The sequence below is a fragment of the Mucisphaera sp. genome (assembly GCF_965279675.1).
Lineage (GTDB): Bacteria > Planctomycetota > Phycisphaerae > Phycisphaerales > Phycisphaeraceae > Mucisphaera.
Genome location: NZ_CBDIIJ010000002.1, coordinates 2750832 through 2776685 on the forward strand (window position 1 = coordinate 2750832; position 25854 = coordinate 2776685).

At 62.7% G+C, this 25854-nt stretch carries 25 protein-coding genes and 1 tRNA gene; 14 read left to right on the forward strand and 12 right to left on the reverse strand.

Annotated features, from left to right (window positions below; genetic code table 11):
- Nucleotides 1-11: 11 nt before the first annotated feature.
- Nucleotides 12-947, reverse strand: a complete 936-nt coding sequence (locus ACQZAB_RS11825; protein ID WP_428389727.1) for an aminotransferase class IV — start codon at nt 945-947, stop codon at nt 12-14.
- Between the two features lie 77 nt (nt 948-1024).
- On the opposite strand from ACQZAB_RS11825, the gene ACQZAB_RS11830 reads away from it, so the two are divergent.
- The 3 genes from ACQZAB_RS11830 to ACQZAB_RS11840 all read left to right on the forward strand — a co-directional run bounded on the left by ACQZAB_RS11830 (nt 1025) and on the right by ACQZAB_RS11840 (nt 5288).
- Complete coding sequence (locus tag ACQZAB_RS11830; RefSeq protein WP_428389728.1) at nt 1025-1285, forward strand: type B 50S ribosomal protein L31; 261 nt, start codon at nt 1025-1027, stop codon at nt 1283-1285.
- Between the two features lie 51 nt (nt 1286-1336).
- The gene (prfA, locus tag ACQZAB_RS11835) at nt 1337-2419 is read left to right on the forward strand and encodes a peptide chain release factor 1 (protein ID WP_428389729.1); all 1083 of its coding nucleotides are present in this window, start codon (nt 1337-1339) and stop codon (nt 2417-2419) included.
- A gap of 67 nt (nt 2420-2486) precedes the next feature.
- On the forward strand, nt 2487-5288 hold the full coding sequence (locus ACQZAB_RS11840) for a hypothetical protein (RefSeq protein ID WP_428389730.1): 2802 nt from the start codon (nt 2487-2489) through the stop codon (nt 5286-5288).
- Nucleotides 5289-5291: 3 nt separating this feature from the next.
- On the opposite strand, the gene rho is transcribed toward ACQZAB_RS11840, so the two are convergent.
- Nucleotides 5292-6485, reverse strand: coding sequence for a transcription termination factor Rho (gene rho, locus ACQZAB_RS11845; RefSeq protein ID WP_428389731.1), 1194 nt, complete (start codon nt 6483-6485; stop codon nt 5292-5294).
- Between the two features lie 304 nt (nt 6486-6789).
- Between rho and rimO the strand changes: the two genes are divergently transcribed.
- Both rimO and ACQZAB_RS11855 read left to right on the forward strand, forming a co-directional pair.
- Nucleotides 6790-8346 (forward strand): 30S ribosomal protein S12 methylthiotransferase RimO, encoded by a 1557-nt coding sequence (rimO, locus tag ACQZAB_RS11850; RefSeq protein ID WP_428389732.1) that lies wholly within the window; start codon nt 6790-6792, stop codon nt 8344-8346.
- A gap of 187 nt (nt 8347-8533) precedes the next feature.
- Nucleotides 8534-9037, forward strand: a complete 504-nt coding sequence (locus tag ACQZAB_RS11855) for a hypothetical protein (protein ID WP_428389733.1) — start codon at nt 8534-8536, stop codon at nt 9035-9037.
- 16 nt (nt 9038-9053) lie between these two features.
- Here the strand turns inward: ACQZAB_RS11855 and ACQZAB_RS11860 are convergent, their stop codons facing one another.
- The 5 genes from ACQZAB_RS11860 to ACQZAB_RS11880 all read right to left on the reverse strand — a co-directional run bounded on the left by ACQZAB_RS11860 (nt 9054) and on the right by ACQZAB_RS11880 (nt 12871).
- A complete protein-coding gene (locus tag ACQZAB_RS11860; RefSeq protein ID WP_428389734.1) occupies nt 9054-10016 on the reverse strand; it encodes a hypothetical protein in 963 nt (320 codons plus the stop codon).
- 45 nt (nt 10017-10061) lie between these two features.
- On the reverse strand, nt 10062-10436 hold the full coding sequence (locus ACQZAB_RS11865; RefSeq protein WP_428389735.1) for a PGPGW domain-containing protein: 375 nt from the start codon (nt 10434-10436) through the stop codon (nt 10062-10064).
- Between the two features lie 80 nt (nt 10437-10516).
- Entirely contained in the window at nt 10517-11740 is a 1224-nt protein-coding gene (trpB, locus tag ACQZAB_RS11870; RefSeq protein WP_428389736.1) for a tryptophan synthase subunit beta, read from the reverse strand.
- 45 nt (nt 11741-11785) lie between these two features.
- On the reverse strand, nt 11786-12109 hold the full coding sequence (locus ACQZAB_RS11875) for a PilZ domain-containing protein (RefSeq protein WP_428389737.1): 324 nt from the start codon (nt 12107-12109) through the stop codon (nt 11786-11788).
- Nucleotides 12110-12154: 45 nt separating this feature from the next.
- Nucleotides 12155-12871, reverse strand: coding sequence for a cobalamin B12-binding domain-containing protein (locus ACQZAB_RS11880; protein ID WP_428389738.1), 717 nt, complete (start codon nt 12869-12871; stop codon nt 12155-12157).
- 212 nt (nt 12872-13083) lie between these two features.
- On the opposite strand from ACQZAB_RS11880, the gene ACQZAB_RS11885 reads away from it, so the two are divergent.
- Both ACQZAB_RS11885 and ubiE read left to right on the forward strand, forming a co-directional pair.
- On the forward strand, nt 13084-14043 hold the full coding sequence (locus ACQZAB_RS11885; RefSeq protein ID WP_428389739.1) for a M48 family metalloprotease: 960 nt from the start codon (nt 13084-13086) through the stop codon (nt 14041-14043).
- A 4-nt stretch (nt 14044-14047) separates the two neighbouring features.
- Entirely contained in the window at nt 14048-14791 is a 744-nt protein-coding gene (gene ubiE, locus ACQZAB_RS11890; RefSeq protein WP_428389740.1) for a bifunctional demethylmenaquinone methyltransferase/2-methoxy-6-polyprenyl-1,4-benzoquinol methylase UbiE, read from the forward strand.
- Between the two features lie 142 nt (nt 14792-14933).
- Here the strand turns inward: ubiE and ACQZAB_RS11895 are convergent, their stop codons facing one another.
- Nucleotides 14934-16700: a SpoIIE family protein phosphatase gene (locus ACQZAB_RS11895; RefSeq protein WP_428389741.1), complete on the reverse strand. Its 1767-nt coding sequence runs from the start codon at nt 16698-16700 to the stop codon at nt 14934-14936.
- Nucleotides 16701-16840: 140 nt separating this feature from the next.
- Between ACQZAB_RS11895 and ACQZAB_RS11900 the strand changes: the two genes are divergently transcribed.
- The 3 genes from ACQZAB_RS11900 to ACQZAB_RS11910 all read left to right on the forward strand — a co-directional run bounded on the left by ACQZAB_RS11900 (nt 16841) and on the right by ACQZAB_RS11910 (nt 18254).
- Nucleotides 16841-16914, forward strand: a tRNA-Pro gene (locus tag ACQZAB_RS11900).
- Nucleotides 16915-16997: 83 nt separating this feature from the next.
- The gene (locus ACQZAB_RS11905; protein WP_428389742.1) at nt 16998-17864 is read left to right on the forward strand and encodes an SMP-30/gluconolactonase/LRE family protein; all 867 of its coding nucleotides are present in this window, start codon (nt 16998-17000) and stop codon (nt 17862-17864) included.
- A 21-nt stretch (nt 17865-17885) separates the two neighbouring features.
- Nucleotides 17886-18254 carry a DUF2237 family protein gene (locus tag ACQZAB_RS11910; RefSeq protein WP_428389743.1) on the forward strand — a complete coding sequence of 123 codons (369 nt, stop codon included), beginning with the start codon at nt 17886-17888 and terminating at the stop codon, nt 18252-18254.
- Nucleotides 18255-18260: 6 nt separating this feature from the next.
- Here ACQZAB_RS11910 and ACQZAB_RS11915 read toward each other — a convergent pair whose 3' ends face one another.
- Nucleotides 18261-18803, reverse strand: coding sequence for a methylated-DNA--[protein]-cysteine S-methyltransferase (locus ACQZAB_RS11915; protein ID WP_428389744.1), 543 nt, complete (start codon nt 18801-18803; stop codon nt 18261-18263).
- Nucleotides 18790-19233: a hypothetical protein gene (locus ACQZAB_RS11920; RefSeq protein WP_428389745.1), complete on the reverse strand. Its 444-nt coding sequence runs from the start codon at nt 19231-19233 to the stop codon at nt 18790-18792. The genes ACQZAB_RS11915 and ACQZAB_RS11920 overlap by 14 nt, the downstream gene beginning before the upstream one ends.
- Nucleotides 19234-19358: 125 nt before the next feature.
- On the opposite strand from ACQZAB_RS11920, the gene hpnH reads away from it, so the two are divergent.
- The 3 genes from hpnH to ACQZAB_RS11935 all read left to right on the forward strand — a co-directional run bounded on the left by hpnH (nt 19359) and on the right by ACQZAB_RS11935 (nt 21673).
- Entirely contained in the window at nt 19359-20516 is a 1158-nt protein-coding gene (hpnH, locus tag ACQZAB_RS11925; RefSeq protein ID WP_428389746.1) for an adenosyl-hopene transferase HpnH, read from the forward strand.
- Nucleotides 20517-20540: 24 nt separating this feature from the next.
- Complete coding sequence (locus tag ACQZAB_RS11930) at nt 20541-21074, forward strand: KdsC family phosphatase (RefSeq protein WP_428389747.1); 534 nt, start codon at nt 20541-20543, stop codon at nt 21072-21074.
- An 83-nt stretch (nt 21075-21157) separates the two neighbouring features.
- A complete protein-coding gene (locus ACQZAB_RS11935; RefSeq protein WP_428389748.1) occupies nt 21158-21673 on the forward strand; it encodes a hypothetical protein in 516 nt (171 codons plus the stop codon).
- A gap of 92 nt (nt 21674-21765) precedes the next feature.
- On the opposite strand, the gene ACQZAB_RS11940 is transcribed toward ACQZAB_RS11935, so the two are convergent.
- On the reverse strand, nt 21766-23130 hold the full coding sequence (locus ACQZAB_RS11940; RefSeq protein ID WP_428389749.1) for a dihydroorotase: 1365 nt from the start codon (nt 23128-23130) through the stop codon (nt 21766-21768).
- Between the two features lie 27 nt (nt 23131-23157).
- A complete protein-coding gene (locus ACQZAB_RS11945) occupies nt 23158-23478 on the reverse strand; it encodes a hypothetical protein (RefSeq protein WP_428389750.1) in 321 nt (106 codons plus the stop codon).
- Between the two features lie 169 nt (nt 23479-23647).
- Here ACQZAB_RS11945 and ACQZAB_RS11950 point away from each other — a divergent pair, with 169 nt between their 5' ends.
- Entirely contained in the window at nt 23648-25852 is a 2205-nt protein-coding gene (locus ACQZAB_RS11950) for a hypothetical protein (RefSeq protein WP_428389751.1), read from the forward strand.
- Nucleotides 25853-25854: the final 2 nt, after the last annotated feature.

Genomic DNA, 25854 nt, shown 5'->3' on the forward strand with positions numbered 1-25854 from the left:
AGGCGTCTTCTCTAAGCCTGTTCGGCTTCCTGCTTGATCAGGTCGAGGAGGGCTTTGCGGAGCTGATTTGTGATGGGGCCGGCCTGGCCTTCGCCGATGGTCTCTTTCTCGATCTGATTGACGGGAAGTACCTGCCAGCCGGAGTTGGTGAGGAAGACCTCATCGGCATCGAGGAGGTCGTCGATGCTGAGCATTTGGCGATCGAAGGGGATGCCGGCGGTCTCGGCGCACTCGATGACGGCGGCTCGGGTGATCCCGGGAAGGACCGGGGCGGCGAGTCCGCCTTGGGGTTCCTCGCCCCTGGCGATAGGGGTGAGGAGACGTCCGTCCTTGACGAGGAAGATGTTGCTGATGGACCCGCAGGCCAGGTGGTTGGTGACGGAGAGCCAGAGGGCCTCGCCGGCTCCGGCGGCGGCGGCCTGGCGGAGGGAGCGGAGCCGCTGCCAGTAGTTGAGGGTCTTGTGGCCGGTGGTGGGGTCGAGGGGGTTGGCGTGGGATGGGGCGATGAGGACGAGGATGCCCTTCTCGAAATACTGGGGGTCGTAATTGGTTGGCGGGGCCGGCTGGATCGCCAGCGTGGGCAGGGGCTTTCGGGCGTTCTGGCGGCCGGGCAGGAGGTTGATGGGGCCGGCGGTGAGGGTCAGGCGCAGCCGGGCCTCTTGTAAGTGGTTGTGCTCGATGGTTTTGTCGATAGCTGTGGCCAGGGCGTCGAGGTCTAGTTCTTCGGCAAGGCCGAGATCCCGGGCGGAGCCGGCGAGGCGTTCGAGGTGGGCGGATTTACGGAAGGCATGGCCGTGTCGGACGGCGAGGGTCTCGAAGAGGCCGATGCCGTGCTGGAAGCCGGCGTCGTCGAGGCATATTTTTGCCTCATCAGCCTCGACAAAAGCTCCGTTGAGGAAGGGGCGATAGGTGGGTTCGGTCGGGGGTTGGGGCGTGCTTTCGGTCACGATTTGGCTCTCGGGGTCACTCGGGTTACATTACGCGGCTTGACACAGGCCGCCAAGACGGCCGGCAGGAGCTTGTTATGAAGAAGGATATCCACCCAGCGTACCGACCCGTCGTCTTTGAGGACGTCTCTGCGGGCTTTCGCTTTCTGACCCGTTCGACGATTCCCAGCAAGGCGACGACGACCTGGGACGACGGCAACGAGTATCCGCTGGTGAAGGTGGATATCTCTAGTGAGTCTCATCCGTTCTTCACTGGTAAGCAGAAGTTTGTGGACACCGCGGGTCGTGTCGAGAAGTTCCAGCGGAAGTTCGCGGGCAACTACTTCAAGAAGAAGTAAACAGCACGGGCGTCCCCGCGGGGGTGTCGCCAAGCGTGGGATCATCACGGCATGGCCGATTTCCAGCAGCGTCTCGTCGACAAGCTCGAGACGCTGTACGCCGAGTTCGCGAACATCAATCAACAACTCGAATCTCCCGAGCTGCTTTCGGATCACGAGGCACTTCGCAAGCTGTCTGTTCGACGCGCGGCGGTTGAGCCGATCGCGGCGCGCTTCGCTCAATGGAAGCGGTTGACGGGCGAAGCGGCCGAGCACCGGGAGCTCATTGATGATGGGGGTGACGACGAATTGGCCGCGCTGGCGAGGGAAGAACTGCCACGGCTGGAGTCGGAGGCCGAGGCGCTGCTGACCGAGATCAGCCATGAGTTGGTGACGGCCGACGACCGGAGCGTGGCGTCGGTGATTCTTGAAGTTCGGGCGGGAACGGGTGGGGATGAGGCGGCCTTGTGGGCCGGGGACATCCTGGAGATGTATCAGAAGTACGCACAGGCTCGGCACTGGAAGATGGAGGTGATGAGCCTCTCGCCTGGCGAGCAGGGCGGGGTGCGCGGTGTGGTGGTGTCGGTCCGGGGGGAGGCGGTCTGGCAGGGGCTCGGGTACGAAGGGGGGGTGCACTGCGTGAAGCGTGTGCCGGCGACGGAGACGCAGGGGCGTGTCCATACGTCGACGGCGACCGTGGCGGTGCTGCCCGAGCCGGAGGACGTGGAGGTTCAGATCAACCCGGAGGACGTGGATGTGCACGTCACGACGGCTCAGGGGCCGGGTGGGCAGAACGTGAACAAGGTGGCGACGGCGGTGCATCTGATTCACAAGCCGACCGGGATCGAGGTGCGGATGCAGGAATCCAAGAGCCAGCAGCAGAACAGGGAGAAGGCCTGGCAGCTGTTGCGGGCTCGTCTGTACCAGCACGCCAAGCAGCAGGCTGACGCTGAGCGAGCGGAGTCGCGGGCTTCGATGATCGGCTCGGGCGGGCGGGCGGAGCGGATTCGGACCTACCGGTACAAGGACAACATCGCGGTGGACCATCGTCTGGGTAAGTCCTTCAACCTGCAGGAAATCCTGGCGGGTCAACTGGACGGCATGATTGAGGGGTTGGTCGCGGAGGATCGTGCTCAGCGGCTGGCAGCGCTCTAGGCCACCCGAGCAGGTCTCTGTTGGGAACTTCTGACCTGCGGAGGGATTACAACCCGATAATCATTAGGTGTCTGGACTGATTTCCAAGGCGGTTGCCGCGCTCTGTCTGGCCGTGACGGCCTGCTGGCTGTGTCTTGGTCAGTCAGTGGTTGCGGCCCAGGAACTCGATCAGGTGCTGGTCAACCCCAAGCGGCTGGTTCATCTGTTTGATTTCGAAGAGACCAACGAGCAGGGGCTGAAGATCGGGGCCAGCTTTGACCTGCCCATGCACTGGTACGCCGTGGGCAGGGACCCGCTGAATCCGGATCAGAATTTTCTGAACCAGCCGGTGCATGCTGAATTGATTGAGCGGCGGGGTTTCCCGTCGTTCGCGGAGGTGGGATTCGGCAGTCGTTACGCTTCTTCTGGCGACTATGCGATGCGTCTGCGGTTGGACGGTGGCAATGCTGGCGCCTTTTTGCAGGTCGGTGCGCTTCCGGTTCTGACCCGGAGTGATTACATGATCACGGCCCGGGTTCGGACCGAGAAGATCGAGCGGGCGAGCGCTCGTATCCGGGCTTACTTTGTCGACGACCGGGGCAACCGGGTTCCGGGAAGCGAGCGCGTGACGGCTGCGTTGTCATCGGAAGGCGGCTGGACACCCATTTCCATCAAGCTGATCGGGCGTCATCCGGAGGCCGCCTGGATCGGGCTTGAGCTGGAACTGCTACAGCCCACGCCTTCTGCTGACGATCCTCTGGGGCAGCAGCAGATCGTGCTCGAGGATCTGGACGCCGAGTTCTGGGTGGACGATATCGGTGTGTGGTTGCTGCCTCACGTGGAGATCGGCACGCAGTCGCCGACGAATCTCGTGGTGTCTCCAGACCGGCCGGAGGTGCACGCGACCGTGCGGGATCTGACGGGGCAGCTGCTCAGGGTTGAGCTTGGTGTCTTCAATGAGGCGAGGGAGCGGGTGGCGCAGCGGACGTGGGTGGTCGGGGGTGGTTCGTCTGACAGTTGGACCTGGCAGCCCGATCTTCCGGGTTATGGCTGGTATCTGTTGGAGCTCTCGGTTTTCGAGGCGGAGGGTGTTGGCGCAGCGCAGCATCATCGGTTCCCGCTGGCGAGGTCGATCGGAGCGGTGGCTTACCTGCCTGGGGCCCGCCCGAGGATCGCACCGGACCTGAGCCGATTCACGCTGCTGGCGGAGGACATCCCCGAGGGGCAGCGTTTGCTGCTGCCTGACATTCTTGAGCGGACAGGTTTGCGTTCGGTTGTGCTGAGTGTCTGGCAGGAGGACACGACGCTTGAAACGCTCAATCGCGAGCAGCAGGAACTGGAACGACTTCTCCGGGTGGTGATGTCGAATGGCCGCCGGGTTGGTCTGTCCTTCAGCCCGGTGCCGAAAGCGTTGTCGCTGGTGCCTGGTGTTGAGACCACGAGTCCGCTCACCCTGCTGCGCACGAGCGCCGATCTCTGGCGGCCATTTGTGGCACCCGTCATGATGCGGCACGGGCAGCGTGTCAAGGATTGGCATCTGGGGGCGCTGGATCCCAACGAGCCGTTTTTTGTGGAGCGGCTGGACCAGACGTCGGAGCAGATCACCAATCGACTGAGGAATCTAAGTCCGTCACCTAGGCTGCACTTGCCCTGGCGCATCGATCAGGCCCGACGAGCTGATATGCCCATGGGCGTGGCCTACACGATCGAGGTTCCCGAGAGCGTGGGGCCGGACGGTCTCGAAGCCTATGTCACGCCCTGGCTGAATCCGCCACTCTCTCACAGCCTGCGGCTCGTGGAGCCGGACGCCCAGAACTACCCGCATCGTCAGCGGCTTTCGTCCCTGGCTCGTCGGATGGTGATGGCCTGGGTTGCAGGCGCTTCCGGGCTGAGTCTGGATCGTCCGTGGACGTCGGCCTTTGAGCGGGATGGCGCGATTCTTCCCGACCCGCTGCTGCCGGCTTTTTCCAACATCGCGCAGCAGCTGGCCGAGCGTCGTTACGTGACCCGATTGAATCTCGGCGGCCAGCGGCAGGCCGTGGTGTTTGATGGGGAGCCTGGCTCGTTGATGGTGCTCTGGGATCGTGAGAACGCGTCTTCGCCGTTGGATCTGTACCTCGGCAGGTCGCCTGAGGCTTCGGACATCTGGGGCAATCGCTCGTTGGTGGCGTATGACGGCCGCAAGCATCGGTTGAGCCTTGGTGAGGTGCCGACGTTCGTGGAGGGCGTCGATGTCGATCTCGCGCGGCTGCGGGCCTCGTTTGAAATCGATGAGCCGTTCATCGAATCGATGCAGATCGTCCATGACCGCCGTCTGCGGATGACCAATCCCTTCCCGGTCACGATGCAGGGCATGATGCGATTTGTCGGGCCCGAGGGCTGGCGGATCGAGCCGGCGCAGCACGTGTTTGTGCTCGATCCGGGGGCGAGCATGGAGCTTCCGATCGGCATGAGTTTTCCGATCCAGGAGATCTCAGGGGACAAGGAACTGGTGGCCCATCTGACCTTCACCACCGATCGGAATTACGACATCGACCTGAAGCTTCCCTTGCAGCTGGGTCTTAGGGACCTGTTGGTGAACTCCTCTTTGTCGATCGTTCCGAATGATCGAGGCGGGCTGGATGCCGTGGCCATCATGATCGTGACCAACCAGGCTGAGGACACCCGTTCTTTCTATGGCTTTGCGACCATGCGGGGGCAGCGGGGGCTCGAGCGGATCATTTCCAGACTCAATTCCGGGCAGACGGTTGTCGAGCGTTTCCGATTCCGAGATGTGGAAGAGAGCATCGAAGGCACGCCGATTCGTCTGGGTGTGCGTGAGGCACGCGGGCCGTCGATTCTGAACAAGCGCTTAAGCTTCAACGACGCCTTCGACGTCAGCGCTCGCTGAAGGTCAACTGCGGCCGGCGGGTTGCTTGTTACCGACCATGTCGGCGTTGGTCGGGAAACGCTCGAGGGCACGAAGCAGCTGTTCGATCTGCGTGATCGGTTGCATGTTCAGCAGGCGACGTCGGAGGGCGTTGACGGTGGTGATCTCGGCTTCGGGCATCAGTTTCTCTTCCTTGCGCGTGCCCGAAGCGGCGAGGTCCATGGCCGGGAAGAAGCGGCGTTCGGCGATCTTCCGGTCGAGGATGAGCTCCATGTTGCCGGTGCCCTTGAACTCCTCGAAGATCACCTGATCGCCTTGTGAGCCGGTGTCGACGAGTGCCGTGGCGATGATGGTGAGGGAGCCGCCTTCCTCGAACTTTCGGGCGGCTCCGAAGAGTTGCTTGGGAATGGCGAGAGCTCCGGCGTCGATGCCGCCTGAGAGTGTGCGGCCGGTGCCCTGCATGCCCGGCGCGGTGTTGAACGCGCGGCCAAGGCGGGTGAGAGAGTCGAGCAGAATCACGGCGTCTTTGCCCTGCTCGGCGAGCCGGCGGGCGCGGTCGATGGCGAGGATGGCCAGTCCGCAGTGCCGGTCGGGCGTGTGGTCGTTGGAAGAGGCCCATACCGTGCAGGGGACGTTGCGGCGGAAGTCGGTGACCTCTTCCGGGCGCTCGTCGATGAGCAGGGCGTACACCTCGGCCTCGGGGTGGTTGGTCGAGATCGCGTTGGCGATGTTGTGCAGGAGCGTGGTCTTGCCGGCCTTGGGTGGCGAGACGATCATGCCGCGCTGGCCGAAGCCGATCGGGCAGAAGAGGTCGATCAGTCGGCAGGCGGCGGGGCAGCCATCGTATTCGAGGGTGATGCGTGGCTGGGGATCGATGGTGGTCAGGTCTTCGAAGCGTCGATCGAGTTGAAACTCTTCGGGTGATTGCCCTTCGATGGCGAGGATCTTCGTGGCTCGGCGGGCATCGAGTGCAACGGCCGAGATGCGCTGCCGCTTGGGTTTATTGTTGTTGTGATGAGACTGCTTGTGGGCGTTGGCCCCGCCGACGGGCTTGCCGAGCTCGACTTCGATCAGCAGACCGGAGCGGAGGTCGTACTTCTCGATCAGGTGCTTGGGAATCAGCGGGTCCGAGGGAGAGGCGATGTAGCTGGTGTCCAGCTGGCGGAGGCGGCCATCCGGGCGGCTGCCGATTTCAATAATGCCCGAAACACTGCTCATGATGGTTTCGATTCCTGAGGATCACGCCATCTGGTTCGGAAGGATGCAAGGGAGGCCGTACACGGGCAGCCGATGCACCTGAGGCAAACGCCTTGCGATGAACCAACGGGTGGCGATCAAAGGGTCTGGATGTCTGCTGGACACACGGCTCAGACCATCGGCCTGCACGCGTGTCTTCTTCCATCTGTCTTGAAGAGAGCGGATTGGGGAAGCATTCTCCCGGAGAAACCCTGCTCACTCTGCTATCGTTGTAACGCTCGGCCCGCTCGGGGGCAAGTCTGGCTTTCTTATTTTGGAGTAGCGCATGCCCGGTTCCGTCGTCCCGACGACGCCAGTCGATCCCGCCGCCTCAGAGGCTTCAAGCGATGCTGCTGTCCAACGCGTGGCGATGGTGAGTCTTGGCTGTCCGAAGAACCTCGTCGATAGCGAGAAGATGCTCGGTCTGCTGGCCGAGGACGGGCTGGCGATCGTGCCGGAAGACGCGGACCCGGATGCGATCATCATCAACACCTGCGGTTTTCTGGAGGCCTCCAAAGAGGAGTCGGTCGGCGAGATCCGCAAGGCCGTCGAGCGTAAGGAGGCGGGCGAACTCAGCCGGGTGATTGTCGCTGGCTGCCTGGTGCAGCGGCATCGGGCCAAGATTCTCGACTGGGTGCCGGGTGTCGATGCGATGATCGGCGTCTTCGATCGGGATCGGATCGGACCCGCGGTCCGTGGCGATGTCACGGCTGGCGACGATGTGCTCGTGGAACTCCCGGTCTACTCGAGCATCGCTGCGAACGACACGATTGCACGGCGACGCCGTGAGATTGAGGGCAACGGTTATCACGAATCGGATGCGGCGCGTCTACGGCTGACGCCCAGGCATTACGGCTTCCTGCGTATCTCCGAGGGGTGCAATCAGAATTGTGCTTTCTGCACGATTCCATCGATCCGGGGCAAGATGCGCAGCAAGCCGTTGGATCGGATCCTGGCTGAGGCTCGCGAGTTGCTGAGCGACGGGGCTTATGAGCTCAATCTGATCGGTCAGGACACGACCAGCTACGGCGAGGACATCGGGTATCCCGCGGGGCTTTCCGGGATGCTCCGCGAGTTGGATGGGGTGGCTCGTGAGTATGGCGGGGCCTGGCTGCGGTTGATGTACGCTTACCCATCCTGCTTCACGGATGAGATGATCGACACGATCGCCGAGCTGGAGCACGTCGTGAAGTACATCGACATGCCGCTTCAGCACATCAACGACCGCGTGCTGGATTCGATGCGTCGTAAGACGAGTCGTAATCTGATTGAAACACTGCTTGGCAAGTTGCGTGACCGGATCCCCGGGATCGCTATCCGCACAACCTTCATCAGCGGGTTCCCGGGCGAGACGCAGGCCGAGCACGAGGAACTTGTCGAGTTCGTGAGCAGCTTCGGTTTCGATGCGATGGGCGTGTTCCCCTACTCGCCCGAGCCGGGCACGCCAGCGGGCACGCTGCATGAGAAGGGCGGGGCGATTGATCCCGAGGTCATCCAGCAGCGTATCGACGAGCTGATGCTTGCTCAGCAGCAGGTGAGTTTCGAGGGCAATGAGCAGATGGCTGAGGATGGTGCCGAACTGCCTGTGCTGGTGGATGAAGTCCTGGACGCGGCACCTGAGGGCATCGATCCCGATGACCCGCTGGCCAGCAGGCATTGGCACATCGGCAGGGGGCCTCATCAGGCCCCGGATATCGACGGTCTGACGTATCTGGTGGCCGATGAGCGGTTTTCGCCGGGCGAGTTGATCCACGCCGAGGTGATGGGCAGTTCGGGTTACGACCTGATTGCGGAACCCGCAGATGCGGCGGGCGGCGACATACGGCTGAATGTGCTTCGGTAAGGTTCAGCAATTCGGGCTTGGGTTTCGGACCCTGGGGGTCTACAATTCGAAAGCGCGTTTGCCCAGCTTACCCAGACGCGCCCGGGTGACGGAGTGCCCGGCAGATTTGCTCAGACCACGATTTCGGCTTGGACAAGGACGCCAGCCGTGACAGGCTTCCCATGTAGGGAACTTGTTGAGGTGTCCGATGTCCGATGCCGCTTCGACACCAAGACTGAGGCTTGTGCGAACCGAGGATCGCCCCGGCGGTGCGAGGCTGCGCGAGATGCCCGGTCAGGTGGATCGGCGGTCGCGGGCGGGCCGGCCAACCGGTCACCGACGGCCCGAGAAGGCTCGTCCACAGTTGATGGGAGCGACCGACCCGAGGTGGGTGCTCGCGATGCGTGTCGGCGAAGCGATGGAGCCTGGTGGCGTACTCCGTCCCGAAAAACGCGAGACACTGACGCGGATCGGCAAGATGCTCGGGCTCACGGCGTTTGATGTGAGTCTGGTGATCGCGATCGTCCAGGATCAGGTGCGCAGGGGTCACCCAACCCTCCAGGCCCCGGGTGCCGGAGCCGATCAACTGGCGATGATCCAGCTTAATTCGGCAAACAGAAAGCCTGCCTGGCAACAGTGGCTGCCGGCGGGGTGTGTGGTGGCGGCGGTGATCGTGGCGGAGGTGATTTTGTTGTGGGCTTGGTTGGCATAGTCCTTGCCACGCAGTTTCAGAAACTCAGCCCCGCGCCCAGCGAGTAGCCTTCGACGCTGTCGCCGGTGATGTAGGCGGCCTGGAGATTCAGGCCGGTGTCGAAGGGCAGAACACCCGGTATCTCGAAGCCGCCGCCGAGTTGAACATAGTTGGATACACCGAAAAGGGTGCCCTCGACGAAGTTGCGGTAGCCCGCGGTGGCCTTCCAGCGAAGCGGTTGCCCGAAGAGTTCCAGCCCGGTTGGGCCGGAGAGATCCGCCCGCAGCGTCAGGATCTGGGCACGCTCGCTGGCTTCCTGCGCCGGGTCGTCACCAGAAAACGTGTGGTTGTATCGCAGGTCGTAGCGGGCTCGGGTTTCGAGGAGGTAATCGGGGGCTAGCTCGATCTGATAATCGATCCGGGTGGCCCCGCCATACCCCGCGGAGACGGCGTCCCAGTTGAAGGCGATGCCGTCGGCCAGTGCGGCGCTGAAGGCTCGGCCCGGGCCGCCGTAGTCGGTGCGATTCTCGAATCGTCCGAGGCTGACATTGCCGATGAACGTCAGGCGCAGGCCGGGTGCGAGCCGAAAGGTCGGGCCGGCACCGAAGATGGTGCCGAAGCTGGACCACTCAGTATCGACCGAGGTGGCGAATGCGGGGGCGACACCATCATAAATATCCGCGATCTGCTGTCTGGCGGTGGCGTAGCCGATAGCCCCTTCCAGATGCACACCGATCGACGCCTCATCATTGGTAAAGAAGCTGCGCGAAAACGGGATCGAGAACCCTCGGAGGTCGGTATCAGGATCGCCATCGATATCGAGGTTAACACCAGATAGCTCGAGCTCGTCCGAGACGAGGATGAGGGTGTTGAGCGATTTGACGAACTGGATCTGCCGGAGGTCCTCTGAGAGTTGTCGTCTGAGTTCGGCCAGTGTCTGCGCGTGGGTGGTGGCCGACAGACACAGACAGAACAAGATCGATAGCCAGCATCGGTGCATGGCATGATCTTAAGTGCACGGTCATATGATCGCAGGGTAAGCAGCCTACGCCGACTTCCGCAGACCGGGCGGGGTGCCGGGTGTGGAATCATCATCCGGGCCGAAGAGGGTGTGCGTGAAGGCCTGGGCGTGCTTCTCCGCGGAGCCGAACGTGGTGTCGAGGACCTTGTGCTGAGCACGGATCTTCTTGAGCAGCCGGCGGGCCCAGACAAACTCAGTGGCAAGGAGCACCAGGCCAACGGGGATCACCACCCAGCCGAGGGGGGTCGGCAGGATGAAGACAATGATGCCGAACAGCAGAATCGAGAAGCCGATCGCCGCGATCAGGATTCGCCGGAGCCACTTGGGTGTCCGCCAGCGAGGGGTCGGCTTGATCCGCATCGGAACGGGTTGGGGGTCGTGGGTTTTCTCAACACGCATCGGTTATCTGTCGCTACTGCGGCCGAGCCCTTGCGCCCGGGTCTGACACACCGATCCTACGCCCTGATAGATCGGCAGGTTCAGTCGGTGCCCAGCAGGCGAACGACTTCATCCAGGTCTTTATCGCCACGTCCTGAGACATTAATCAGGACGATCTGATCTTTAGGCATGCCTGCGGCGAGATCGAGAGCGTTGGCGACGGCGTGGGCCGATTCAAGCGCCGGTAGGATGCCCTCGTCACCGGTAATGGCCTGGAAGCCGTCGAGGGCGGCCTTATCGGTACAGGCTTCATACCTGACCCTGCCGGCGTCGTGCCAGTGAGCGTGCTCGGGCCCGACGCCGGGGTAATCGAGGCCCGCGGAGATCGAGTGGACATCGGAGGTCTGGCCATCGGTGTCCTGCAGCACGTAGCTCAGCGAGCCATGCAGGACGCCAGGTTCGCCGAAGCTGAGCGGGGCCGCATGGTCGCCCAGCGACTGAGAACGGCCACCGGCTTCGACGCCGATGAGCTGCACGCCGCTGTCCTTGATGAACGGATAGAAGATGCCCGCGGCATTCGAGCCACCCCCGACGCAGGCGACGACCGCATCCGGCAGCCGGCCGATCTGCTCCAGGCATTGCTGCCTGGCTTCTTTCCCCATGACCGACTGGAAGTCTCGGACGATCATCGGAAACGGGTGCGGGCCGACGACGGAACCGATGATGTAGTGCGTGGTCTCGCTGGTCGCCATCCAGTCGCGCATCGCGGCGTTGGTGGCGTCCTTGAGGGTGCACGACCCGGAATCCACGGGCACCACGTTGGCCCCCATGAGCTTCATCCGCAGGACATTGGGCCGCTGACGGCGGATGTCTTCGGTGCCCATGAATACATCGCACTCGAGCCCGAGACGGGCACAGGCCGTGGCCGTTGCGACGCCATGCTGCCCGGCGCCGGTCTCGGCGATGACACGCTTCTTGCCCATCCGCTGAGTCAGCAGTGCCTGACCAAGCGAATTGTTGATCTTGTGGGCCCCGGTGTGGGCCAGGTCTTCGCGCTTGAGCCAGATCTGGGCCCCGCCGGCTCGTGCTGTGAGTCGCTCCGCAAACTGCAGGGGGGTTGGCCGGCCGACATAGGTCTTGAGGACCTGCTCAAAGGCATCGGCGAAGGCCGAATCCTGCATGGCGGCGTGATAAGCCTCCTCAAGGTCTCTGATGGCTTTTTGGAGGGTTTCCGGCACATAAACCCCGCCGAAGCGGCCGAAATAGCCGTGTTCGTCAGGCGTCAGAGCCAAGGATGGATGAGTGCCGGAGGCGGTTGTCGTCATGCCACAAGTTTAGCCCGGAGACGGCGTCAGGCCACCTTGAATCGGTCAGGCCGCCAGCTTCGAGGCGGTGATACCCAGCTGGATGCCCAGATCGCCGGCTTGATCGATTCTCACCACGACGGCGGGGACCATGGCCTCGGCCTTGATCAGCCCGCGTTGCCCATCGGCGGGCAGCGAGACCTCAACCGGCTGACCGACCCGCAGATTGGTCGTCTGCCCCGGACGAACCCGAAGCCCACCCCAGGAGGCATCCCGGCTTTCCGCGGGAATAAACCGGCCGGTTTCGACACATTTGAGTTTGATCGGGCTGGTCAGCGGCCAGCGGGGAGAACGGCGACGGTCGGAGTTATGCGGCGGGTGTTGGGACATTGGGGTCGCTCGCACATCGCTGTGAGATAACGGGTCGTCTAAGAATCAGGCGGCTTTCCGGGAGGACGGCTTACGCTTGCGTCCAACGGTTCGCTGCTCAGGAATCATCCGGCGTTCGGGCTCGTCGGTGATGGTCTCGACCAGTTCAAGCGGATCAAGGGCCCAGAGATCGGCACCGATCTCCTCAGCGAGACCTTCGGCTCGGTTGAAGACCCCGCCACCCACGGTGATCTGAAGGTTCGGGCAGGCACCGATCTCATGCAGTCGATCAATCAGCAGACGCGTCTGGGGCACGGTTGCGGGGATCACACCAAACACCACCAGCTTATCGGCCTCGATCTGGGACAACTCCTCAACGATCTCGTCGTTGGCGATCCCGCCGCCAGCGAGATAGACGTCGAAGCCCTCGGCTTCCAGCAGGTCGGCACCGAGTTGAGCGGCTAGTTCTTCGAGGATCTCGTCGCCACAGACCATGAGAATCTTCTGTCCTCGGGAAGCCCGGGTCGGGAGCTTGGGCTGGAGGTGATCGATGATCTGGTGCAGCAGCCGCGTGGCGTAGTGGTAGGCCAGATTAGTGAGCTGATCTTCCCGGTTCAGTCTCTGCAACTGCTCCAGGCAGGGCCAGATGATCGCACTGATCACCTCGACCGGATCATCCACCTGGCTTAAGGCCTCATCGATCAGTTGGCGGGCTTGTCGACGTTCGCCGCTGATCAGGCAGGTAAAGAACCGGTCAGTGCTGATGTTCCGCTCGTTGGGCATCGGTCCGCAACTCCTCGGGATCGGTAGCAACGCTTCTCTTCGGGCGGCCTGCCCACCGTTTGCTCGTCCGTGCGATCGGGTGCCTCCTGGCACAGGCTTATCATCGGCCAGCCATGGCTTTCAGGGCTTGTGCGGAGGCTCTGGGTCCGCAGTCGAGGTCCGCGAAAAGCACTGGATAACCACATGGTCGTTTTGAGGCTTAGAATGACGGCATGAGGCAGCAAATTATCGTTTCGAAGCACCTCGGAGTGACCGTTTTGGCTGGCATTAGTCGGTTTTGCCTATCGGTCCTGCTGGTCCTGGTTCTAGCCGGCTGTTCGACGAACCCCGCGACCGGCAGGTCTCAGATCAACCTGCTCAGCGAATCCGAAGAAATCAGCCTCGGCGAGGAGGCGGCACCGGGCTTTCTCGACGCCTACGGCGGGTCGATTTCCGACTCTCAGGTCCTCTCTTACGTACGGAACCTCGGCCACCAACTCGCGGCGGTCAGTGAGCGGCCGGAGCTGCCCTGGGCTTTTGAGGTCGTCGATTCATCCGTGATCAATGCCTTCGCTCTGCCGGGCGGAAAGGTCTTCATTTCTCGTGGGCTGCTGGAGAAGATGACCAACGAAGCCCAGCTCGCCGGCGTGCTCGGGCACGAGGTCGGGCATGTCACTGCTCAGCACATCGGTCAGCAGATGGCGAGAGCTACGGGCGTTCAACTGGGACTCGTGATGGCAGGCATCGCCGTCAGTGCCGCCGATGACGAACTGCTGGCGACCCTCGGGCTGGTCGGCGGTCAGCTCGCCGCGGGTTCCTATCTCCTGAAGTATGGACGCGACCAGGAACACGAAGCGGACGAACTCGGTCTCCGATACATGACGCGTCTCGGCTTCGATCCGATTGGCCAGGTCCAGGTCATGCGCATCCTGAAAGACGCCTCGGGGGGTGGTGGTCAGATCGAGTTCCTCTCGACGCATCCGCTCCCCGAGAGCCGGATCGAGCGGCTGTCGCGCATGATCGGCGAGCGCTACCCGGATTCAGGGTCTGCGGCTTACGGCCTCGGAGCCCAGCGCTTCGAGCAGGAGGTGCTTTCCAGGCTTCGTGCTTTGCCACCCGCGAAGCATCCGAAGAGCAGCGCTTCGGCTCATCCAATCGGCTGTGTGACCTGCTCACATGCATGGGGTGGTTAAGCCCATGGCAGAGACCGGTTGGCAGGATCAGCAACTCAGTAACCCCCATCGTGACACCGACAAGGCCGCGAAGGTCCGCTCGATGTTCGCAGCGATCGCACCGAAGTACGACCTGAACAACCGGCTGCATTCATTTGGCATCGACCAGCTTTGGCGCAGGTCGCTGGTTCGATTGGCCAAGCCCCGGGCCGGCGAGTCCGTGCTCGATGTCGCAACCGGCACCGGCGATGTGGCTCTGGCCTTCAGCCGTGCCGGAACACGGGTGATGGGTGTCGATTTCACTCCGGAGTTGCTCGATCGGGCCATCGCAAAGAAAACCACCCGGGGCACCCAGCCCGCCTATGTCACCGGCGACGCCACACGGCTCCCCGTCACCGATGCCAGCTTCGACATCGCCAGCATTGCCTTTGGGATCCGCAACGTCGATCGACCCGAGCGGGCACTGGCCGAGTTCTATCGCGTGCTCAAGCCCGGGGGACGGCTGGTGATCCTCGAATTTTCGACGCCGACGTTCCCACCGATTCGCTGGGCTAACCGGCTCTACTGCGAGGTCATCATGCCCCGCACCGCCGCGGCCATCGCGAGGGACCGAGTCAACGCGTACAAGTATCTGCCCGCGAGTGTTGCCACATTTCTGGACCGCGAAGCCCTCGTCGCCGAGATGACCAAAGCCGGCTTTGAAGCGGTCATCAGCAAGCCCTTGACCTTTGGGGTGGCGATGCTCTATCGAGGCGACAAACCGGCCTAATTCTGCGGCCGGTTTTCTGCAGGTTCCGCCAGATGCCTGCGTAGCTACTAGTGGGCGACCGGGGAGGTCACCCCTAGAGGAGCCGTTGCTGCACCCGAGAGGATGCAGCAGCGTTTACGGATAAAACCCTGGATACCAGCTCTTAATACCAGCTCGCGCTGACGACCGTGGCGTCGTCGGCCAGCGTGTCACGGCCTGCGTGTTCAACGACCGCCTGGAAGATGGCGTCCACAACGGAGGCATCCTCCGGTGTATGCCCAAGCACTTCCTTGAGCCTGGTGAACCCGAACTCCTCCGCGGCCCCGGATTCATCCGGCTTGGCCTGCTGCTCGACGAGGCCGTCACTCACCACCACCAGACGCCCACCCGACCTGATCTCGATCTCTGCACTCCGGTATTCGATGGAAGGTGCCACGCCGATGGGTGGACCGCCGTGGTCATTGAGCTCAAGGAGTTCCCCACTTGGACGCTGGAGCAACGCATAGCCGTGACCGGCATCGACGTAGGTAAGTGTTTCTGCCTTGAGGTCGATCAGCCCCGCCCAGAAGGTCACGAACCGGTGGTCGGCGCAGCGGTCCTGGAGAAAACCGTTGAGGGCTTCGGCCACGCGCGCGGGGTCGGCGGTATGACGGAAGGCAGCATGCACGTAACCCTGAGAGGCCGTCATCAGGACCGATGCGGCGACACCCTTGCCTGCGACATCGCCCAGCGTCAGTACCAGTTGGTGGTCATCGAGCGAGATGACATCAAAAAAATCACCCGACACGATCCGACCCGGACGGCTTGCGCCCGAGTAGGTCACCCGTCCGAGCTTGCCGGTGGCCTCGGGCAGCACAAATGCCTGGGCTTCGGCCGCGGCGGCCAGATCACTCTCGACTCGGCTGTATCGCTTCTGCAGGTCGAGACGCATGAGATTAGATAGCGCTAACGCCGCAAACTGGCCCAACCGCACGGCGAACTCGGTGGCGTATTGGCTGGTCCTTCCCGCTGGCCGGGAACCACCGGCTTTCCCTTCGGCTCGTTGATCGAGATACAGAAACCCTGCGACGGTCGTACCGAGCTTAAGCGGGACGCAGAGTGCCTCATCGATGTTCAGTTCCAGCACACTCACCGCGAGGTCGGTGCCGGACTGCTGCCGGGTCAGACGGGAAGGCAGCCCCTCGCTGGCCGAGCGTCGGATCAGCGAACGGCTGAAACTCGGCCCACCCTGTTGCTCGGCGAAGCTCCCTCTGGCAGCGACCACGTGAACCTCGCCATCGTTGGGCATCGGACGCAGGATGGCGGCATTGCTGTAGCCGGTGCCCTTAACCGCTGCATCCAGCACGGTGGCCGCCAGCGTTTGTTCGTCATCGGCCTCGTGGATCGCCTCCGCGCAGCTGAGCAGCAGGTTCATCCAGCCCGCACCCGCACCCGGCGACTGTCCGCGTGCCTGTTTCTCAGGCCCGTCCGGATCGATCAGCGTGATCTGTCCCGCCTGATGATGGGTCGTGTCGTCGAAGGTCTTCGAAAGCTGGCTCTCGGGCTTCCTCCGACCCGGCTGGATCACCTGAAACACCCAGGGCGACAGCTCGATCAGATCATCGGGCTCGATGGGATACCGCTGGTCCGGCTTGAGCCGGATGCCGTTGAGCCGGGTGCCGTGTCGGCTCCCTCGGTCGACCAGAAACCATCTGTGCGTCCCGCCCACCTTCTCCGACAGCAGCATCGCGTGTTCGCGGGAGACTGAGTCCGTCTCGATGAGCTGGATCGTGTTCCCAGCACGCCGCCCGAGGGTGATGGGCTGGTCTTCCGTGAGCGGCTCGTCGATGGGCCGTGGCCCGGCGATGCTGATCAGCCGCACCGTCTCACGCGACCCTTTGGGTCGATCGACGCTGGAAACCGGATCGGTGCCAATGGCCGCGTGAGCCACGTCTTGCCTCTCTTGGTCAATATGGGATAACCAATCGCATTCTAACACCGTCCAGGCTTGGGTTTAGGGCGAATCCGGGGGCTCTGCTTGCGGAACCGCTGGCATCGGCTACGCTACGTGGCTCCCGCAAGGGGGATGCTCGGGGCGTAGCGCAGCTTGGTAGCGCGCCATACTGGGGGTGTGGAGGTCGCTGGTTCAAATCCAGTCGCCCCGATTCGAGCGGATCAACGTCTTGCATGGATGCCTGAGCCGGCACGGCTCGGTGCCTCTCCATCTTCCCGGGTTTAGACTCTTTCCATGCAAGCCCTCAACAATCAGCCCATCGCCGCCCTCGCCGAAGGCCCTGTCTACCACGACAACGTCTACTGGTGGGTCGATATCTCTCGGGATGCCTTCTGCCGTTACGACCCCGTCTCTATGACGCACAAACAACGCGTCGTTGCGAAACAACTCGGCACGGTCGCCCCGTGCAGCGATGGCCGCTGGATGCTCGCTCATGAGGACGGGCTGTCGCTCTACGACTGGTCAACCGGCGAAGTCGAGTCCATCTCCGATGTGCTTGCCGCTCAGCCCGATCACCGCTTCAACGACGGCAAACCCGATCCGGCAGGGCGGTTCTGGGTCGGCTCCATGCCCATGAAAGCCTCGGCGGGGCCCGGCTCGCTGTACCGCTGGGACCCGAAGGTCGGCCTAACCAAAGTGCTAGATGGTGTCGGCATCTCTAACGGGTTGGACTGGTCGCAGGACCTCCAGCGGATGTACTACATCGACACCACGACCCATCGCGTCGACTGCTTCGATTACGACCACGAGACCGGCGAGATCAGCAACCGTCGACCGCTGGTCGAGATACCAGCCGAACAGGGCGGCCCCGACGGCATGACGCTCGACGCCGAGGGCCACGCCTGGGTCGCCTTCTGGGGCGGTTCCTGCCTCAGGCGCTTCCATGGCGAAACCGGGGAACTCCTCCACACCCTCGATGTCCCTGCCAGCCGTGTCACCAGCTGCTGCTTCGCAGGGGAGAAACTGGATGACCTCATCATCACCACCGCCTCGGTCGGGATCACCGAGGAAGAGCGGGCCGAGACTCCTGATGCCGGGCGGGTTTTCAGGGTAAAGCCTGGCGTGCGTGGTTGTAAGGGGAGACAAATTACGCTTTCGTGATAACTTGCATAGGATGGTTGTATGGCGACCAACGTACTCAACCAACCCCTCGAGCCTTGCTCCAAGGACCCGCTGACCGGTTTCTACCGTGATGGGTGCTGTCGGACCGGCCCCGACGACATCGGCATGCACACGGTCTGCTCCCGGGTGACCCAAGAGTTTCTCGACTACTCGATCACCGTCGGCAACGACCTCTCCACACCCCGACCCGAGTACCGCTTCCCAGGCCTCAAGCCCGGCGACCGCTGGTGCCTCTGCGTCGAACGCTGGAAGCAGGCCATGGACGCCGGCGTCGCGCCGCCCGTCGTTCTCGAAGCCACGCACATCTCAGCGCTGGAGTTCGTCGAACTCGAAGACCTCAAACGGCACGCCCTCGAAGCCGAAGCCTGAACCCGGCTAAATCAGCAAGGCACCCTCGGCCCTGAGCATCCACTCCTTACGCTCAAGACCCCAGCCAAAGCCAGTGAGCTTATTTGCGGCCCCCATCACCCGATGGCAGGGGATGAGGATCGCGATAGGATTGGACCCGACCGCACCCCCGACTGCTCTCGCCGCAGAGGGCGTCCGCCCGAGACGCCTGGCGACCTCGCCGTACGTGATCGTGCTGCCATACGGAATCCGCAGCAGCTCACGCCAGACCGCTTGCTGAAAAGCTGTGCCCTCGGGGGCCACCTCGAAGACAGCAGGCTCCTCACCGAAAACGGACGTCATCACCATCTGAGCAGCTTGGTCATCTTCCTCAAAGCTATCCGGCAGAGGGCCACACTCGCGACCATGATCCAGCAGATCGAAAGCCACGATCACCGACCCATACAGCACGACCCGAACCCGTCCCAGAGGCGTCTTTGCAATCCCCACTGCGGGAGGACCGACATTGTCAGATCGCTGCTGCCAGGTCACTCTGTGGTCAGGCAAAGAGCATGCTTCAAACTGTTGCATAGTAGATGTCGCCTTCGTGATGCACGTGAATCGCCCAGTGCACGTCCGTCGGACAGATGATCACATCATCCGGGCCCGGATAAAACAGATCATCGAAGTGAACTGAGACCTCGCGAGACTGCAGCTCGAAAAAACGGTCAGGCGTGCCGAGATAGATCCAGAAGCAGTGATCTGTCATGCTCAGACCAAGTTCGTTCATGCATGCATCCAGATCAAAATCATCGCGACTCGCGTCTTGACCATTCGCGTGCCGGCATGATCTGAGCCAATCAACTTGATCCGCGTACAGAGCCGGATCGAGTTCGATGAGCAGCCTCTGCTTCAGTGACCTGGCCACTGCTTCGGCTTCCTCATCGGATAGCTCTCTGTATTTGGGAAAAGAGCCCGAGCCGTGCTCGGCTTCGCAATGCTTGATACGGAACTCATCCATCGTCAAGATGCTAGCCGCTGGTGGAAGTTGACCTAAACAAGCCACCCGGCGAGGATACGATGTGCGGGGCTGTCAACGACCTGACATCGATTTCCCGGATGCAACGCCGGTGGTAAGGACAACGGATGGGTGTACCCCTCTCGCAGATGTGGACCGTGGCCAGCTACGTGCTCGGCCAGAAGCTCAAAGGCCGGAAGCGCTACCCGCTCGTGCTCATGCTCGAGCCGCTGTTTCGCTGCAACCTCTCCTGCGCCGGCTGCGGGAAGATCCAGTACCCCGCCCACATCCTCAAGCAGAATCTCTCTGTCGAAAAGTGCCTCGCCGCGGTCGATGAATGCGGCGCACCGATGGTCTCGATCCCCGGCGGCGAGCCGCTGCTCCACCCCGAGATGGAGAAGATCGTCGAAGGCCTGATCGAGCGCAAAAAGTACATCTACCTCTGCACCAACGCGATCCTCCTCAAGCAGGCCCTCGAAGAAGGCCGTTTCAAACCCAGCAAGTACCTCACCTTTTCCGTTCACATGGACGGCCAGGAGGAGCATCACGACTTTGCCGTCTGCCGTGAAGGCACCTTCCAGAAGGCCTACGCCGGGATCAAGCTCGCCGTCGAGCAGGGCTTCCGGGTCACCACCAACACCACCATCTTCGAAGGCGGCGACCCCAACTCGCTCCGCCGATTCTTCGACGAGATGATGGACCTCGGCGTCGAGGGCATGATGGTCTCACCCGGCTATGCCTACCCCAAAGCTCCCGACCAGAAGAGTTTCATGGCCGAACGCCAGAAGACCAACACGTTCTTCGAGACGCTGCTGAGCAACCGCAAGAAGCGCTGGGTCTTCAACCAGAGCCCGCTCTTCCTCGAGTTTCTCATGGGTAAGCGCGAGTACGAGTGCACGCCCTGGGGCAACCCCACCTACAACCTCTTCGGCTGGCAGAAACCCTGCTACCTGCTTCAGGATGGCTACGTCGATACCTTCGACGAACTCATGTCCACCACCGATTGGGACAATTACGGCCGCGCCTCAGGCAACCCTTCCTGCCAGCAGTGCATGGTCCACTGCGGGTACGAACCCTCCGCGGTCGATCACACCTTCTCGTCTTTCGGCGGGCTCTGGGGGACCGTCAAGGCCATGGTCTTCAACACCTACGCCAACCCCGCTGCCGGCAAACGGCTCGCCGAAGAAGCCCGCAAGCCTCACGGACCCCTGGTTCAACTCGGTATCGAATCGCCCGACGAAACCGAGATCGAAGAACGTGAGCCACAGGCCGTCGGCGCAGCCTGATCCAGCACCGACTAGAGTCAGAGCATGACTGAATCCCCAGAAAGCTCCGCCGACCACCTCGCCCTCCGTGTCGAGAGGCTGCCCATTCAGGTCAAAGCCCTGGTCTGCGACTTCGATGGCGTCCTCACCGACAACCGCGTCATCGTCCGCGAGGACGGTATGGAACACGTCGTCTGCGACCGCAGCGACGGCCTCGGCCTCCAGATGCTCCGAGACTTGGGCGTTCACGTCGGCGTGCTCTCCAAAGAACGCAATCCGGTGGTTCAAGCCCGCTGCACCAAGATCGGCATCGATTGCATCCAGGGCATTGATGACAAACTCCCGGTCCTCAAGCGGTGGGCCGAGGAAAGAAGTGTCTCACTCGAAGAACTCGTCTATGTCGGCAACGACGTGAACGATGTCGATTGCCTCGCCGCCGCCGGCTGCGGCGTCGCCGTGGCCGATGCTTACGAACCCGCCGTCCACGCTTCGGACTTCCTGCTCGAACGCTCGGGCGGGTACGGCGCCGTCCGCGAACTCTGCGACCTCATCCTCGCCCGCAACGCGCAGGCCGAGTGATTCCCTGCCAGACAGGCAGCGCCCAGGAAACAACCATGGATCTTAGTGCCGCACACCTACACGTCGCACTTGTCCACGTGCCCATGATCGGTGTGGTCGCCGCCTCTATTCCGATCCTCGTCGGGCTCTTGTTCAGAAACAGGCTCTGCACCGAAACCGGCCTGTGGATGCTGGTGGTCTTCGGCTGGTCCATTGCTGCTGTCATGTCGACCGGCGAAACCGCCACAGAACTCGCCCATCAGGGCCTCGGCATCGCGCCCTATCTTGATGAGGCCGCCTGGGAGATCATGCAGAAGCACTACGACGACGCAGAGACCTACGCCAAAGTCGTCTACCTGGCCGCCTTACTCGGAACCCTTGGCGTACTGGCCCGCTGGTTCAAACCACAGTGGCAGCACTACATCGCCTGGCCCGGGGCGATTATCGCGATCCTGAGCCTGCCCGGCATGATCTACGTCGCCAACACAGGAGGCCAGATCCGCCACGAAGAGTTTCGGCCCAAGTCAACGACGCCGATAGAGCAAACCAGTCAGACCCAGCAATCCGAGGAAACCACTGCTAGACCCGGGGACGGTGAACTGGATGTCACCGATGATTGACGGGCCAGGTAAGTGGGATCTTGCCAGTGTCAGAATCTGAATGGTGCAGCATCTCGACATCATTTCGATGATTGGGTGTCTATAACCAAGCCCTACGAAGCCAGCCCCGCCTCATCCACCGCAAAACCGCCTGCGCTCTGCTTCAGCCGCTCAACCTCCCGCAGCAGCTTCACCTCCCCACCCACCACCACCCCGATCGCTCGCCCTTTGACCGACCAGCCATCGAACGGGCAGTTCCTCGCCTTGCTCGCAAAACGGCTCGCATCGATCGTCCAGCTTTCACCCGGATCGATCAGCGTCACGTCACCAAACGCACCCTCACCGAGATGCCCGCGATTTTCGAGGTTGCATAGCTCAGCGCCGCGCCAACTCATCATCTCGATCAACCGTGGCCAGCCGATCGTCTCCGTCTCAATCAACGCCCTGATATAGAGCGGCAACGCCGATTCCAACCCGATGATGCCATACGGCGCATCCTCGAACTCCAATGCCTTCTCCTCCGCGGTGTGTGGCGCGTGATCCGTCGCCAACAGCGTGATCGTGCCATCAGCCACCGCAGACCGAAGCTCCTCAATATCCCGCTGCGTCCTCAACGGCGGGTTCATCTTCGCCAGCGTGTCATACCCCGCGCAGGCCTCATCCGTCAGCAACAGGTGATGCGGGCTCACCTCACCCGTTATCCGATCACGATGCTCAACGGCATCGTGCTTGGCCCGCCGCAGCAACTCCGCGCCGCTACCGGTCGTCATGTGCTGCGCATGCCAACGCGTTCGGTAGCCCTGCGACCGGGCGATCAGCAGATCCCGCTGGATCATCAGGTCCTCTGCCAGCGAGGGCCAGCCCGCCAGGCCAAGCTGTGTCGCGAGTTCACCAGCGTTCATCGCCCCCCCGCCGAGGTCCGGGTCTTCACAGTGCTGCATCACGGCCAGGCCGGTCATCCCGACATAGGTCATGGCCTTGGCCATCAGGCTCGCTGAGGCCACGCCCGTCCCGTCATCGGTAAAGGCCACCGCGCCATGCCTGGCCATCAGGCCGATCTCAGCAAGGTCCTTTCCCTCTCGCCCCCTGGTCAGGCAGCCTGTCGGAAACACGTTCGCCAGACCCGACTGCTTCGCCCGCTCGTAGACATAGTCGATGCTCGCGTCGTCATCGATCGCAGGGACGGTATTCGGCATGCAGCAGATCGAGGTGAACCCACCAGCCACCGCCGCCGCCGCCCCAGTTGCAATGGTCTCTTTGGCCTCCTGCCCGGGCTCACGAAGGTGCACATGGACATCGATCAGACCCGGACATACCAGCAGCCCGCTGGCCTCCAGCGTCGGCGTCCCCTCCGATTCAGAAGGGGGGATCGTCCCGCATTTTACCACCCTGCCATCCACAATCAGCACGTCTGCGGGCTCATCGCGCCCGTTCTTTGGATCGATGAGGTGCCCGCCACGAATCAGGAGTCTGCTCATCCCCGCAACATACCAGCCTCGATGGCACTAGGCCGCGGCCTTCTGCGGGATGTCCTGCGGTTCGGGCATCGCCAATGGCCCTGTGTCCACCTCTGCCTCAACCGCAGCGTCTGTCTCGTCGTCTTCATCGGTGCCGTCCTCGATCACCTCGACGCTACCCTCCTCGGTCAGGCGCTCGATCAGCGAACGCAGGTACTCGTTTCGCTGGATCTTGCTCTCGCGGATCAGGTTGTGCCGGCGGACCCGATGGTGGACGTGGCTGGTCAGCGTGCTCAGACTCGCCATGACCAAGACCATGCCTAGCAGCGCCAGCACCAACAGCATCAGGGGAGTGACGTGATCAAACACCCTCTGACTATCGACGCTCTCACAACGACCGCTCACCGCCAGACTTTATCGGGCCCCCAGGCCGCCATCAGACGATTAGAATCTGCCTATCACGTCCCAAACCTCTACCAATACCGGTTCCACCATCGCCCGCTGGCTCCGCCGGCTGGCTGCCGCAAGCCTGATCCTTTTGGCGGCAGCGACCGGTCTGCACGCTGAGATCCGTATCGATGTCCAGCAGGCTTCGCTCGGTTTCGAGGGGCACCTCTATCCCGGGCTCTGGTCGCCGGTCCGCGTGGAGTTGGAGAACACCGGACCACGCCCCATCGCCGTCCGATTGGCACTACCGCTCGACGATGCCGATGGCGATGAAGTCCGATACGAACGCGTCGTGACTGTCGATGCCAACCGCGAGCTAAGCACCTGGCTCTACGGCATGCCGCCACAGCTCTTCCAGACGCGCATCACCATCGAGGCCCACGACGACGAGACCGGCGTCCCACTGACCGAGGTCACCGTCGAAGCCGGCAACCCCACCGACCGCATCGCCAAACGCATCCTAGTCCTCGCAAGCGGACAGGTCGGACTCGAGGACTTCACTGATGCCGTGACCCGGCACGAGCCCATTAAGCCGATCGCCGGGCTGGGCCTCGAGGACCTGCCTGATCGAGCGCACGGTCTGGACGTGATCGATGCCATCTGCTGGGCACCGGGCGGCGGCGACCCCGCTTCACCCGGCTGGACACTCGCGCAGCAGAACGCGCTCCGCGAATGGATCAGGCGCGGCGGTCACCTCGTCATCGTGCTCCCCTCAGCCGGGCAAACATGGACCGCCACCGGCCTCCGGGACCTGCTGCCCGTCGTCCCCTCGGGGATTCAGCGGGTTCAAGCCGTACCGCCTCGCTGGCTTGGCCGCCAGATCAGCCCCGAACCGACACCCGTCATCCTGCAAACCCTCCAACCCACCGAGGATGCCTCGGTGCTCGGAACGCTGCCCGACGGCCGACCGCTGCTGGTTGCCAGGAACGTAGGCCTCGGCCGGATCACGATGCTCGGAGCCGAGATCACCGATCCCTCTTTCAGGCGCATCGTGGCCGATGACGGGCGCTTCCGTGTCTGGCACCATATTTTCGGCTGGCAGGCACCCGTGCTCAGGCAAGCCTTAATCGAACAGGGCATCCGCGAAGGCTCGATGAGCTCCGCTGATTCCCCCGTACGCAACAAGGTCCAGCTCGATCAGAACCTCTCCGCTTACGCCGACCTGACCCGCTCCATCGGGATCTGGCTCAATGTCCTGCTGATCCTCATCGTGACCTACTGGCTCGCCGCAGGACCCATCAGCGACTACCTGCTCCGTCAACGTCAACGCGCCCAGCACACCTGGCTCGGCTTTGCCTTAGTTGCCCTTCTGTTTGCCGTCGCCAGTTGGACCCTGGTCGCCTTTGCAGGACCCACACAATCGAGAATCAAACATCTCTCGGTCATCGACATTGATGCCCAGAACCGACTCGGACGGCTATCCGGCTGGGCATCGATCTTCACCCCCGACTTTGGAACCACCGAGATAGCCTTCGCCGCTGAGTCCGACCTCGCTTCACGTCTCTCCTCTCCCGGCTGGCCGGGCAGCAGCGATATCGACTTCCTCGACACCCAGTCCTACGCCGTCTCCGCCACCGAGCCCGATCGGCTCCTGCTGCCGTCCCGTGGCGCCTCTCGGATGATCCGCTACGAAACCCTCGGCCCACTCGATGACCTCGGCTGGGCCGCCACCTTCCACCACACCCTGAGACTCGATGCCGGGCTGCCGCTCGGGGAGGTCTTCCACGAAGCACCGGCACCTCTCCGCTTCCTCCAGGCCATCTTCCTGCCTTTGGAAGAAACCCCCGAACGCGCTCTGGTCTGGGACATCCCCGGCGACTGGCTCCCCGGACAACCCCTCACGATCAGCACGTCACCCCAGGCCCTGAGACTCGGCCGGCGAGTACTCCGATTCGATGAAACCCGCAGCCTCCGCAACGAGGGACACCTCGGCAACCAGCTCGCCGTCTTTCCGACACGCGACGGCTGGCTCCAGACCACCGCCAGCTCACTCAGGCCCAGACTCCTGGCCACCATGCGTGTCCTCACCTTCCACGACCTGCTGCCCGCCCCGCGCTTCCACGCCCTGGACCTGGGCGACCGCGCGACCGTGATCCAGACCGGACAACTCGGCATCCTGGATCTTTCCCAGCAACTCCTCCCAGGTCACCTCATGCTCATCGGCTTGATGGAGGACGCAGCGATTCCCGCCGACCTGCGCCTCAACCAGCGATCAATCGACGCACAGGGGATGACCGTCGTCAGGCTGATCTATGATCTCAACCCGACAGCCAGACAGGCAGCCAACACACCATGAGC